At 71.1% G+C, this 12,144-nt stretch carries 11 protein-coding genes; 7 read left to right on the forward strand and 4 right to left on the reverse strand.

Annotated elements, in window-relative coordinates; genetic code table 11:
* Positions 1 to 11: 11 nt before the first annotated feature.
* The gene (gene hutI / locus AC5P09_RS13755) at positions 12 to 1,184 is read left to right on the forward strand and encodes an imidazolonepropionase (protein WP_493874148.1); all 1,173 of its coding nucleotides are present in this window, start codon (positions 12 to 14) and stop codon (positions 1,182 to 1,184) included.
* A gap of 46 nt (positions 1,185 to 1,230) precedes the next feature.
* Here hutI and AC5P09_RS13760 read toward each other — a convergent pair whose 3' ends face one another.
* The 3 genes from AC5P09_RS13760 to AC5P09_RS13770 form a co-directional block, all read right to left on the reverse strand.
* Positions 1,231 to 1,962, reverse strand: coding sequence for a leucine-rich repeat domain-containing protein (locus AC5P09_RS13760; RefSeq protein WP_493874149.1), 732 nt, complete (start codon positions 1,960 to 1,962; stop codon positions 1,231 to 1,233).
* Positions 1,963 to 2,094: 132 nt separating this feature from the next.
* Complete coding sequence (locus tag AC5P09_RS13765; protein ID WP_493874150.1) at positions 2,095 to 3,636, reverse strand: ricin-type beta-trefoil lectin domain protein; 1,542 nt, start codon at positions 3,634 to 3,636, stop codon at positions 2,095 to 2,097.
* Between the two features lie 285 nt (positions 3,637 to 3,921).
* Complete coding sequence (locus AC5P09_RS13770; protein WP_493874151.1) at positions 3,922 to 4,827, reverse strand: RNA polymerase sigma factor SigF; 906 nt, start codon at positions 4,825 to 4,827, stop codon at positions 3,922 to 3,924.
* A 239-nt stretch (positions 4,828 to 5,066) separates the two neighbouring features.
* On the opposite strand from AC5P09_RS13770, the gene AC5P09_RS13775 reads away from it, so the two are divergent.
* The 6 genes from AC5P09_RS13775 (at position 5,067) to AC5P09_RS13800 (ending at position 10,460) form a co-directional block, all read left to right on the forward strand.
* Complete coding sequence (locus tag AC5P09_RS13775; protein WP_266438538.1) at positions 5,067 to 5,453, forward strand: STAS domain-containing protein; 387 nt, start codon at positions 5,067 to 5,069, stop codon at positions 5,451 to 5,453.
* Between the two features lie 219 nt (positions 5,454 to 5,672).
* Positions 5,673 to 6,245 carry an ATP-binding protein gene (locus AC5P09_RS13780; protein WP_493874152.1) on the forward strand — a complete coding sequence of 191 codons (573 nt, stop codon included), beginning with the start codon at positions 5,673 to 5,675 and terminating at the stop codon, positions 6,243 to 6,245.
* Positions 6,246 to 6,446: 201 nt separating this feature from the next.
* Positions 6,447 to 7,148, forward strand: a complete 702-nt coding sequence (locus tag AC5P09_RS13785; protein WP_493874153.1) for an LPXTG cell wall anchor domain-containing protein — start codon at positions 6,447 to 6,449, stop codon at positions 7,146 to 7,148.
* 32 nt (positions 7,149 to 7,180) lie between these two features.
* Positions 7,181 to 8,014: a hypothetical protein gene (locus AC5P09_RS13790; protein ID WP_493874154.1), complete on the forward strand. Its 834-nt coding sequence runs from the start codon at positions 7,181 to 7,183 to the stop codon at positions 8,012 to 8,014.
* A gap of 32 nt (positions 8,015 to 8,046) precedes the next feature.
* Complete coding sequence (locus AC5P09_RS13795; RefSeq protein ID WP_493874210.1) at positions 8,047 to 9,117, forward strand: hypothetical protein; 1,071 nt, start codon at positions 8,047 to 8,049, stop codon at positions 9,115 to 9,117.
* Positions 9,114 to 10,460, forward strand: coding sequence for a hypothetical protein (locus AC5P09_RS13800; protein WP_493874155.1), 1,347 nt, complete (start codon positions 9,114 to 9,116; stop codon positions 10,458 to 10,460). Before AC5P09_RS13795 ends, AC5P09_RS13800 begins: the two co-directional genes overlap by 4 nt.
* A 69-nt stretch (positions 10,461 to 10,529) precedes the next feature.
* Here AC5P09_RS13800 and AC5P09_RS13805 read toward each other — a convergent pair whose 3' ends face one another.
* Positions 10,530 to 12,026: an oligopeptide:H+ symporter gene (locus AC5P09_RS13805; protein WP_493874156.1), complete on the reverse strand. Its 1,497-nt coding sequence runs from the start codon at positions 12,024 to 12,026 to the stop codon at positions 10,530 to 10,532.
* Positions 12,027 to 12,144 lie beyond the last annotated feature (118 nt).

The following is a 12,144-nucleotide window of genomic DNA, read 5'->3' on the forward strand; positions in this document are numbered from 1 at the left end:
ACGAGGACACGATGAGCAGCACTGTCATCACCAACATCGCCACGCTGGTCACCAACGACCCCTCCCTCGGTGACGGTTCCCCCCTCGGTCTGGTCCAGGACGCGGCCGTCGTCATCGACGGCGACCGCATCGCGTGGACCGGTGAATCAAGCAAAGCACCCGCCACTGACAATCGCGTCGACGCCGGAGGCAGGGCGGTCCTCCCGGGCTTCGTGGACTCCCACTCCCACCTCGTCTTCGCGGGCGACCGCACGCAGGAGTTCAACGCCCGCATGTCTGGGCGCTCCTACACCGCGGGCGGTATCCGTACGACGGTCGCCGCGACCCGCGCCGCGAGCGACGACGACCTCGAACGCAACCTCACCCGCTACCTCGCCGAGGCCCTGCGCCAGGGCACGACCACCTTCGAGACGAAGTCCGGCTACGGCCTGACGGTCGAGGACGAGTCCCGCGCGCTGCGCATCGCCGCCGCCCACACCGACGAGGTCACCTACCTCGGCGCCCACATCGTCTCCCCCGACTACGCCGACGACCCCGCCGCGTACGTCGCCCTCGTCACCGGCGAGATGCTCGACGCCTGTGCCCCGTACGCCCGTTGGATCGACGTCTTCTGCGAGAAGGGCGCCTTCGACGGCGACCAGGCCCGCGCGATCCTCACGGCCGGCAAGGCGAAGGGGCTGCACCCGCGCATCCACGCCAACCAGCTGTCGTACGGCCCGGGCGTCCAGCTGGCCGTCGAACTGGACGCCGCCAGCGCCGACCACTGCACGCACCTGACGGACGCGGATGTCGATGCGCTGGCCGGTGGCAACACGGTGGCGACCCTCCTCCCCGGCGCCGAGTTCTCCACCCGCGCCGAGTGGCCGAACGCCCGCCGCCTCCTCGACGCCGGCGTCACGGTCGCCCTGTCGACCGACTGCAACCCGGGCTCGTCCTTCACCTCCTCCGTGCCCTTCTGCATCGCCCTCGCGGTACGGGACATGGGGATGACGCCGGACGAGGCGGTGTGGTCGGCGACTGCGGGCGGCGCGCGGGCGCTGCGCCGCGAGGACGTCGGCCGCCTCACGCCGGGGGCGTACGCCGACGTGATCCTCCTCGACGCGCCCAGCCATGTGCACCTGGCCTACCGGCCGGGGGTTCCGCTGGTCAGCGGGGTGTGGCGGCGGGGGGAACGGGTGGTGTGACGCCGCTCCTCGGCACACCGCTCCTCGGCACGCCTCGTCCGGCGCGTCACATCAGGACGACGCAGCCCCGCCGTTCCAGCTCGGTCAGCAGCGACCGGGAGGGTTCGCAGGCGTTCCAGCGCAGGTCCAGCTTCTCCAGCGCGGGCAGGTCGGCGATCCAGTCCGGCAGCCCGGTGAGGCGGTTGCTGCGCACGTCGAGCTGGCGCAGCCGGGGCAGGCCGGCCAGCGACGCGGGGAGTTCGGCGAGGGCGTTCTCGCGCAGCTCCAGGTGACGCAGTTCGTGAAGGTCGGCCATGGACGGCGGCAGGCTCTCGATCGCGTTGCCCCGGAGCCAGAGTTCCCGTAGCCGGAGGAGGCGGCCGATGCTGTCGGGCAGCGTGGTCAGCCGGTTGTGCTGCGCCCGGAGTTCGATCAGACCGGTCATCCCGCCGACGGCCTCGGGCAGGGCACTGAGCGTGTTCTCGCCGACGTTGAGATAGCGCAGCCGCGTCAGTCCGCCCAGCGCGTCCGGGATCTCGGACAGCTTGTTGTCGTGCAGGTACAGACAGCCGCTGAGGTCGGCCAGGTCGCCCAGTTCGTCGGGCACCGAGGTGAGGTGGTTGTGGCCGAGGTCCAGGGTTGTCAGCCGAAGCAGCCGTCCGATCCCGGGCGGCAGTTTCGTGAGCCCGGTGTCCGCGAGGATCAGCACCTCCAGCTCGGTGCGCTGCCAGACCGACTCGGGAACACTTCCCAACTGCTGACGCCATAGGTTCAGAACGTGGGGCACGACTTGGTCCATTTCGTCGGTACGAGGCGGATTCGGCCAGCAGCCAGCGGCCAGCAGCCAGCAGCCAGCAGCCAAAGCCAAAGCCAACAGCCTGCCGAACCAAGGGTGTTCACGCGACTCAGCGCACGGTCAGCACACGGGCAGTCAGCCCGCCCCCGCCCGCCACCGCTGCCCCCCGCCCCCACTCAACGGCTCCAACGACAGCCCTCCGCCCACCGGCGTAAGCGCCGTCGCGATGGCGATCGTCGGGCGGATCACCCCGTCGTCGTCCACCGTGAACCTGAGGTTGTCGCCGTTGCTGCCCTCCAAGGAGTCGCACTCCCAGATGCCGACGCCCTTGTCCACGCTGCCCCGGCTGTCCAGGCAGAAGTCCGGGTCGGCGGACGACTGCAGCACACCGCGGTCGGCGTCGACGCGCCAGCGTTGGGAGGGGGACGTGTCGCACGGGGCCGTGACGACGTCCGCGCGGTTTTCGAAGGTGCCGGACACGTCGAGGCAACGGCCCGAGGCGACGTTCACCACTTGGGCGTACGTCCCACCCGGCGGGCGGAACGGCGACGGGGACGGTGTCGGGGTCGCGGTCGGCGTTCTCGGCGGGGACGAACTCCTCGTCGGGGAAGGCGACGGTGACTTGCTCGTCGCCGACGGGGACGGTGTCGCCGAGACGGTCGCCGTCACCGTCACCGGAGGGGGGTTCGCCGGTGTGGTCACCGCGGCGCCCGCCGACCCCTGCGGCGCCGAACCGCCGCCCCGCGTCACCAGGAACACCAGCAGCGGGGCCACGGCCACGCCGAGCGCCGCCGAGGTCAGCACCAGGCGGCGGGACGGCTGCCAAGTGCCGGGCGCTTTACGGGACTCCACGCTTCGCGGCCGTCCCTCGCGTGCCGCATACGCCGGTCCCGCCCACGGCAGCAGCCCCTCCGCCAACGCCGTGCGCGGCGCGTCCCGCAGGGCGGACAGTTCCTCGTACGCCGTCGTGCAGTGGGCGCAGTGCGCCATGTGGGCGTGCAGGTCGGGGCTCTCACGCGGGCTGTCCGGTCGTACGGCCTCCTCGATGAGCCGGCGGAAGTCGCCGCAGTGCGGGTCGTCGGAGGCGGCGAGGCGGGAGCGCAGGCAGGCCTGGGCCATGGCCTGGAGGGCCTGGTCCGTGCCGTACGTCACGTCCTCGCGGGTCAGGCCGAGGTAACCGGCCGTTCTGGAGGGTGACTCCCGCTCCAGTACGCCGTACCAGATGAGCCCCTGCGCCCGCGACGGCAGCGACTGGAACGGGCCGAGGAGGGGCGGGGTCGGGTCGTCGGCGCCCGTCGTGTTGAGGACCAGGAGCAGGCTCGCGTCGAGGCCGGCCGAGCGTTCGTCCGTCGCCCAGGACGCCGCCACTCGCACCGTCAGCAGCAGGAGCCGGTGTCGCCAGGGGACGCCCGGGTCGATGCCGCGTGCCGTTTCCCGGGCCGCGAGTGTGAAGGCCTGTGCGGCCAGCTGGCGGGCGGTGGAGTCGCTGGTGGCGCAGAGGCGGGCGTAGGCGAGGACCGGTGTGCGGTGGCGGGTACGGAGTTCCTGGAGGGCCAGGTACGCGGTGGTCGGGTCGGCGCGCAGGAGTTCGGTGAGGCGTGCGTCGGAGGCGGCTGCGTACGGGCCGCTCCCGCTCGCTTCGCCCTCGCCGCCGTCGATCCCGTCGGCCCCAGCCATCCGCCCGCCTCCTCGCCCCCGCGAAGCCATCCCAAGCCACAGCCGTCAGCCACAGCCGTCAGCCACAGCCGTCCTGACGTACCAGCCAGTCTGTGAAGGGTGACCATAGTGATGGACGGGACTCCGAGAGGAAAGGGGTTCCCCCGGGTAACAGCAAGCTTTCAGCCGCCGACGAGTAGCCAGCAGAAAACGCCGCAACCCGGCCCACAACGGGCCGGGTCGCGCAATCACCCTCGACGGCGCGCGGCGTGCGGCGCATCTGCGCCCGCCGTCACTCCTCGACAGTCACTCCTCGACCGTCAATCCCTTCCGCAGCCGCACCAGCGTCCGCGACAGCAGTCGGGACACGTGCATCTGCGAGATGCCGAGCTCGTCGCCGATCTCGGACTGGGTCATGCCCGCGACGAAGCGCAGGGAGAGGATCATGCGGTCGCGGGAGGGGAGTTCGGCGATGAGCGGCTTCAGCGACTCGACGTACTCGATGCCTTCGAGGCCGTTGTCCTCGTAGCCGATGCGGTCCGCGAGGGCGCCTTCGGAGTCGTCCTCCTCGGGCTGGGCGTCCAGGGAGGAGGCGGTGTACGCGTTCGACGCCGCCATACCCTCGACGACCTCGTCCTTCGACAGGCCAAGGCGCTCCGCGAGCTCGCCCACTGTGGGGGCGCGGTCGAGCTTCTGGGCCAGTTCGTCGCCGGCCTTGGCCAGGTCGAGCCGGAGTTCCTGGAGCCGGCGGGGTACGCGCACGGACCACGAGGTGTCGCGGAAGAAGCGCTTGATCTCGCCGACGATGGTTGGCATCGCGAAGGTGGGGAACTCCACTCCGCGGCTGAGTTCGAAGCGGTCGATCGCCTTGATCAGGCCGATCGTGCCGACCTGGATGATGTCCTCCATCGGCTCGCTGCGGGAGCGAAAGCGGGAGGCGGCGAACTTGACCAGGGCGAGGTTGAGTTCGACGAGCGTGTTGCGGACGTACGAGTACTCGTGGGTGCCCTCCTCCAGCGACTCGAGGCGCGCGAAGAGGGTCTTGGACAGGGCCCGTGCGTCCACCGGCCCCACCTCGTCGAAGGGGGGGATGTCCGGAAGCCCGGCGAGTACGTCGTCCTGCTCGATGGGATCCAGATGTTCCGGGTGGGATGTCGACGTCGCTTGATGGGTATGCGATGCGTCGAGCCGGGGTGACATGATGTCCTCCATCGTTCTCGGCATATGGCTGCCGAAGCCAGTTCAGTGCACTGCGGTGTGCGGCGCCTCCAAAGCCGGCCGTGTCGAGTACGTGTCCCTACTAGCCCTACCCGGTTTCCCGAGGCCACCGCAAGTGCGTTATGTGCGGTTATGTCTGTTTGCGGGTGGTTGGTCGAGTGTCGGAGAGTGTGGAGAAGGCGTAGTGTTCGGGGGCGTCAGTCAGCAGCCACGACGTCGGGAGAGAAGACGGCATGGACCGCGGGACAGTCGGCAGCGCACAGTCGGGCCGGCTTCTGGTCGAGGTTCGGGAAACGGGCTCCAGCGCCGTTGTGACCCCGGCGGGTGAGTTGGATCACCACACCGCCGATCTGTTGCGTGAGCCACTCGAGGAGTGCCTCGCCAAGGGATTCAGCCGACTGGTGGTCGACTGCTCGCGTCTGGAGTTCTGCGACTCCACTGGGCTGAACGTGCTGCTGGGCGCGCGACTGAAGGCCGAGGCCGCCGGGGGTGGGGTGCATCTGGCGGCGATGCTGCCCGTGGTCGCGCGGGTCTTCGAGATCACGGGGGCGGATGCTGTCTTCACTGTCCATGACACCCTGGAAGCGGCCCTGGCCGACGAGTCGGGCGACACCGGCTGAGCCGGCGGATCAAGCCCGACCATGGTGACCGTGCCTCGCTCGTCCCCCTGTGACCGGCGCTTTTCAGGCGTCACGGCTTTCGTGCCGAATACAGGGGTGTTCTGCCGGTCCGGTCGGGCAGGAGACTCCCGTACTGAGTGTTCGGTGACCGACCGCGCAGGAACGGACTGTGTGGGATTTTTGAATCGTGAACCGGTGAATCGGTGAGGTGAAGCGCTGATGAGCACCACCCGGCCTTACCCGCCGGGCGACCGCCGCCCGGAGCCCAGCGGCGCTTCCGGGGCGTCCGAGGGGGGCGTGCCCATCACTGGTGCGTCCGAGAAGGACCCGCCCGCGACGGGCGCGTCCGACGGGGGCGTGGCCGTGTCGTCGGGGGGGCGCGGGCGTCAGGTCCGCAGACTGGACTTCGACGGCGAGAGCGGCGTCGTCCCGCTCGCCCGCGACTTCACCCGCCAGGCGCTGTACGCGTGGGGCTGGCTGCCCGCCGCGACCGCCGACCAGCGGGCCGCCGCCGAGGACGTACTGCTCGTCGTCTCCGAACTGGTCACCAACGCCTGCCTGCACGCCGAGGGCCCGGACGAGCTGTGGATCACCTGCGACAACAAGGTGATCCGGGTCGAGGTCTCCGACAAGGGCACCGGCCAGCCGGCCCCGCGCACCCCGCACCGCGCCGGCCGCCCCGGCGGCCACGGCATGTTCATCGTGCAGCGGCTGTGCCTGGACTGGGGGGTCGTCCGCATCCCCGGGGTCTCGGGCAAGAAGGTCTGGGCCGAACTCGGGGCACCGGCGTAACCCACGTAGCCCGCGAACAGGGGTTACCCGCGGTTCGAAGCTCCCTGTAGGTCACGTCGTACGTCACGCCGTACGTCACGTCTCGCGCGCCGGATCCCCACAGATCCGACGCGCACTTTGTCTTCCCTCTCCACGACCCCGGGCGTACCTTGACGGCCGATCTGATGTGCCGTCAGGAACGCCTTCAGGAATGAGGGGACAGTGTCGAACCGGACGTACCAGAAACGAACCGCCGCGCTCGCGTCCGCCGCGGCCCTGGCCGGCTCGGCGGTGCTGATGGCCGCCCCCGCAGCCCATGCCGAGGTCGTCGACGTCAACTACCAGTGCAAGACGCCGATCGGCGACAAGAGTGCCGTCTCGCCCATCGACATCGAGGCCGTCAAGAGCGGCAGCGCCTACAAGGTGACCATGTCGTGGCAGAAGGGCGTCTCGTCCAGCCCCGTCGAACTGGGCAAGGGCGCGATGAACCCGAGCGCCACCATCAAGCTCGGCGGCGCCGACAGCGGGACCCTCACGGTGACCGGCCCCGCCAACCAGGCCGCGATCCCCGCCAACACCCCCATCAAGATCAATGATCTGTCGGGCACGTACACGCCGAAGAAGACCGGCAAGGTCACCTTCACCGCGGGCGTGCTCACCATCAAGGCGCTGGGCACGACGACGACGTGTACGCCGACGAACAGTCCCGGGCCGTCGCTGAGCCTGGACGTGACGGCGGCGGGCGGTGGCGTCCCCCAGAGCGGATCGGGCTCCGACTCGGGCTCCGAATCCGGCGCCGACCTCCCGCAGACCGGCCCCGAGGACTCCGCGATCGCCCTCGGCACCCTCGGCGGCACCGTGCTGCTCGTCGGCGCGGCGGGCGCGCTGTGGCTGAGCCGGAGGAACCAGGCGGCACGCCGCTGACGGATTGATGCGCATGACTGCTGGAGCCGCCGATGTCGTCCGCCACCCGTGTCCTGTGTCTGTCGCTGCTGGTCCTGCTGAGCTCCGTCCCCACGGCGGTCGCCGCCGACGGGTGGTCCCTTGCGCCCTCCGGCGGCGGACGCCCGTCCTTCTACGGCGAGGGCGCCCCCGGGAGCGTTCTCCAGGACACGGTGGCCGTGACGAACCGCGGCGCCGGGGCGATCACCGTACGGCTGCACGGCACCGGCGTCCCGGTCGCCTTCGCCGAGACCGCCGTACGCGTCCCCGCCCGCACCCGCGCCGTGGTCCCCTTCACGGTGACCGTCCCGGCCGGTGACCGCACGGCCGAGATCGTCGCGCGGGACGCGGACGGCGGCACCCGGCGCGTCGGACTCCAGCTGCGCGCCACCGTCCCGGAGCTCGCCGCGCTGACCGTCGAGCATGTCGCCGTACGCGCCGACCGGATCACGTACGACCTGGTCAACCGCGGTACGACGGTCCTCGTGCCGAAGCTCGCCGTGCGCGCGGACGGCCTGTTCGGCCCGGTCCTCGACCGCGCCCCGCGCACCCTGCCCCTCGAACTGCCCCCGGGCCGACGTCTCCGCCTCAGCGAACCGTGGCCCGACCGGCCCGCCCTGGACGCGGTCGACGTACGGCTGACGGTGACGGCGGCGGACGGGGCGCGGGACACGGGGGAGGCCTCGGCGCGGTTCGTGCCGTGGGGCGCGGCGGCGGAAGTCGGGGGTGCGGTGGCGGCGGCGCTGACAGGCGCCTTCTTCGTCGTACGACGGCTCGGGCGCCGTAGCGGCCACGAGGCGGCCGAATCCCCGCGTACGGACGTCGAGTTGACGGGAGCGATGACGTGAGCGGCAAGGTACGGCGGATTCCGGTGCTGGTCATGGTGCTCGCGCTGCTCGTGCTGTCCTCGGCGGGCGTGGGCGCGGCCGCCGAGCAGCCGAGTGCGAAGCTGTCCAAGTCGCAGGCGGGGACCGGGGGTTCGATCACCGTCACCGGGGACGGCTGGCGGGCTCGGGCGCTGCTGATGATCCTGATCTGCGGGCAGTCCGTGCCGTCGCGGGGCGTGGTCGGCGGCACCAACTCCTGTGCCAACGCGGACGGCCGGGCCGTGACCACCGACGCCGAGGGACGCTTCAGCCGGAAACTGCCGGTCGCCGAGCCGCCCGTGCCGTGTCCGTGCGTGGTGCACGTGGCGACGGTGCAGGGGGCTAAGGCGGAGGCCGACGCGATCTTCCAGGTCGCCGGGCACGCGGTCGAGCCCTTGCCCGCCGAGCCGTCGGGCGGTCGTCTCTCGGTGCTCACCGACACCCGGCTGGAGGGGTCGAGCGGGCTGCTGACCTGGTTCGGGGCGCCGCCCGCGCGCACCCTCGTCTTCACCGTCGGCAACGTCGGCACGTCCGCCGTCAAGAACCCCGTCTTCCAAGTCGGCACCTCCCACGGCGTGTTCGCCCCGCAGTGGCAGGAACAGCAGTGGCGCGGCACGATCCAGCCCGGCCGAAAGGCGCGGATCGAGCTGCCCGTCGAGCTCACGGGCGGCGCGCACGGCGACTACACGGTGTCGTTGAAGTACGGCGGGAAGGTCCTCGCCGAGCAGCCCTGGGGCGTGGGGCGGCCCTGGGGCGTGACCCTGTTCTGGGTCCTGGTCTGCCTGGTCGTGCCGGCCGCGCTGTTCCGCGCCGGGATGGCGGTGGTGGACCACGTACGGCCGCGGCGCGCGGGCGGCCTGCGCGGCCGCAGGCGCGGGCTGCGGATGCCCGAACTCGCCCTGCGGCTCCCGGGGTTGCCGGGGCTGCCGGGGCTGAAGTCCGTCTCGGCCCAGCCGCCTCCCTCCGCTTCGACCCTGTCGTGGTTCACCCCGGACGCGGATCCGGGGACGGCCGGTCGGCTCTCCGCACCGCACGACGACAACCCGACGAGTCCTGCGACTCCCACCAGGAAGGGACCCCCGTGAGCATGCGAAGGAGAGCCACACCGGCCGGCGTACCCGGCGTACCCGGCGTACGTGGCCTACGAAGAGTGGGGGCGGGGGCGGCGGGCGTCGCCCTGGTGCTCGGCGTCGCCGCCGTGCCCGCCCAGGCCGCCGAGGTGGCGTACGCGACCCGGTGTGTGCCGCCCGCGGCCGCCGGTCTGCCCCCGGTCGACGGCACCACCAAGGTCGAGATCACCGCGCCGGCCACCGCGAAGGTCGGCGACGAGGTCGAGGTGGTGTGGAAGTTCGTGCAGGCCGCCTCGAAGAACCCCGACCTGATCGACCTGCCCGCGAACTCCGTCCAGCCGTCCGGCACCCTCAAGGCGGCCGGTGCGCAGACCGCCGACGTCGCGATGCAGGGGCCGCGCGAGAACCCCGCCATCCCCAAGGGCGGCGACATGGTGCTGTCCGACATGAAGGGCACGCTGAAGCTGACGGCGCCCGGGGAAGTGACACTGACGCCGGACGCGTACGACATCAACGTCATGTCGACGGACACGAAGTGCGCGCCCACGGGGGCCGTGCAGCCGGCGGCGACCATCAACGTGACGGCGGGGGACGGGACCTCGACGCCGACGGAGTCCCCGGACCCGACGGACAGCGCGACCGCGACCCCGACGGCCACACCCAGCGCGTCCGCCACCGAAAGCCAGGGCACGGACACGGGCGGCTCCGGGTCCGGCGGCGGTGGCGGTGACGGCCGGACCGACTTCACCGGCAAGGAGGTCAAGGTGCCGTACGCCTGCAAGACGCCCATCGGCGACAAGGACGCGACCTCGCCGGTGCAGATCAACGCCAGGAAGAACGGCGGGAGTTACGACCTCACCGTCCAGTTCAAGGGCTCGGTGATGGACAGCCCGGCCGACATCCCCAAGGACTCGGTCAAGCCGTCGATGGAGGTGGCGGTGGGCGGCGCCGACAAGGGCACGGTGCACGTGGAGGGCCCCACGAACGCCGAGGACATCAAGTCCGGCGACCCGATGGAGATCCCGGACCTGACGGGCACCTACAAACCGGGCGCCACCGGCGAGTCCACGCTCTCCCCGGGCGTCCTCACGATCAACGCCCTCGGCACGACCACGACCTGCACACCCACGAAGTCGGAGGTCTCCCTCACCCTGGACACCACCCAGCAGGCGAGCGGCGCGGCGGGCGGTTCGGCGGCATCCGGCACAGCGGGCGGCTCGTCGACCAGCGGCGGCCTCGCCGAGACCGGCGCCGAGGACAACGGCGCCCTCAAGGCCCTGGCCCTGGTCGCCGGTACGGCGGTCCTGCTGGGCGGCGCGGTGTTCACGTTCCTGCCGGGGAGGCGGCGCTTGCGATAGCGGTCGCACGGCCCCTTCAGGCCGCCCGGGAGGGCACCCCGCGCGAGGTGCCCTCCCGGGCGGCAGGTCTCAGCGGACGCTGCCCATCAGCTCCTTGACCTTGCCCCGGTACATCCAGACCGCGACGCCGGCGACCACGGCGAGGGTCGCCTCCAGGGCCACGACCCCGGTCTTGTTGAGGTCGACGCCGGCGATGGAGAGCAGACCCGTCGTGGCGTCACCCGCGGTGACGGCGAGGAACCAGACGCCCATCATCTGGGAGGCGTACTTGGCGGGGGCCATCTTCGTCGTGACCGACAGGCCCACCGGGGAGAGCAGGAGCTCGCCCACGGTCTGCACGAAGTAGATCGCCACCAGCCACAGCGCGGCCGCCTTGTGACCGCCCTCGGCGATCGACAGCGGGGCCAGGAAGAGGAAGAAGGACGCGCCGACCAGGACCAGGCCGGAGGAGAACTTCACGATCGTGCTCGGCTCCTTGCCGCGCCGGTTCAGCGCGAGCCAGAACCAGGCGAAGACCGGGGCCAGCGCCATGATCAGGACCGGGTTGACCGACTGGTACCAGGAGACCGGGAAGTCCCAGCCGAGGACGGAGTTCTCGGCGGAGGAGTCGGCGAAGATCGACAGGGTCGAGCCGCCCTGGTCGTAGATCATCCAGAACACGGCCGCGGCCACGAAGAACCAGATGTACGCGGACATCGACTTCTGCTCGGTGCGGTCCAGGTCCTTGTCGCGCTTGATGCGGGTCAGGACCATCACCGGGATGATCACGCCGAGCAGGGTCAGCGGGACCAGGATCCAGTTCAGCGTGTAGTGGCCGGTGAAGCCGACGATCGCGTAGAAGACGACGGCGATGCCGGCCCAGACCGCGGCCTTGCGCAGCGTCGAGGACTTCTCCTCGGCGGACAGCGGCGTCGGGACGACGCTGGAGCGCTCCGCGAGGTGGCGGCTGCCGATCAGGAACTGGGCGAGGCCCAGCGCCATGCCGAGCGCGGCGAGCGCGAAGCCGACGTGCCAGTTGACGTTCTCGCCGATGGTGCCGATGATCAGCGGCGCCGCGAAGGCACCGAGGTTGATGCCCATGTAGAAGACGGTGAAGCCGCCGTCGCGGCGCGGGTCGTCCGGGCCGGAGTACAGGTGGCCGACCATCGTCGAGATGTTGGCCTTCAGCAGACCCGAGCCGATCGCGACCAGACCGAGGCCGGCGTAGAACGTCCCGGAGGACGGCAGGGCCAGCGTGAGGTGGCCGAGCATGATGACCGCGCCGGCGACGGCGACGGTCTTGCGCGGACCCCAGACGCGGTCGCCGAACCAGCCGCCCGGCATGGCGAGCAGGTACACCAGCGACACGTACACGGAGTAGATCGCGGTCGCCGTCGCCGCGCTGAGGTGCAGGCCGCCCGGGGCGACGAGGTACAGCGGGAGGAGGGCCCTCATGCCGTAGTAGGAGAAGCGCTCCCACATCTCGGTCATGAAGAGAGTGGCCAGTCCGCGGGGGTGGCCGAAGAAGGAGGTCTCGGAACCGGGGGTGCCCGGAGTCACCGAGTCCTTCGTCAGGCTGGACGCCATGGTCGTTCCTTGCTGCTCGGGACGCGCCCGGAGTGGGGTGGGGGCACACACAAAAGAGACCTTCAGCGTCAAATCCTCGCCAAAGGTCCCCACGGTGCTACAGGCGCCCATTCACCAT

This window comes from Streptomyces sp. a15, from assembly GCF_059026085.1.

Coding starts and splice junctions, on each gene's coding strand:
- AC5P09_RS13780 (WP_493874152.1), top strand. CDS start 5,673: ATGAGCACCACCCGGCCTTACCCGCCGGGCGACCGCCGCCCGGAGCCC.
- AC5P09_RS13775 (WP_266438538.1), top strand. CDS start 5,067: ATGGACCGCGGGACAGTCGGCAGCGCACAGTCGGGCCGGCTTCTGGTC.
- AC5P09_RS13765 (WP_493874150.1), bottom strand. CDS start 3,636: ATGGCTGGGGCCGACGGGATCGACGGCGGCGAGGGCGAAGCGAGCGGG.
- AC5P09_RS13805 (WP_493874156.1), bottom strand. CDS start 12,026: ATGGCGTCCAGCCTGACGAAGGACTCGGTGACTCCGGGCACCCCCGGT.
- AC5P09_RS13790 (WP_493874154.1), top strand. CDS start 7,181: ATGTCGTCCGCCACCCGTGTCCTGTGTCTGTCGCTGCTGGTCCTGCTG.
- hutI (WP_493874148.1), top strand. CDS start 12: ATGAGCAGCACTGTCATCACCAACATCGCCACGCTGGTCACCAACGAC.
- AC5P09_RS13760 (WP_493874149.1), bottom strand. CDS start 1,962: ATGGACCAAGTCGTGCCCCACGTTCTGAACCTATGGCGTCAGCAGTTG.
- AC5P09_RS13795 (WP_493874210.1), top strand. CDS start 8,047: ATGGTGCTCGCGCTGCTCGTGCTGTCCTCGGCGGGCGTGGGCGCGGCC.
- AC5P09_RS13770 (WP_493874151.1), bottom strand. CDS start 4,827: ATGGAGGACATCATGTCACCCCGGCTCGACGCATCGCATACCCATCAA.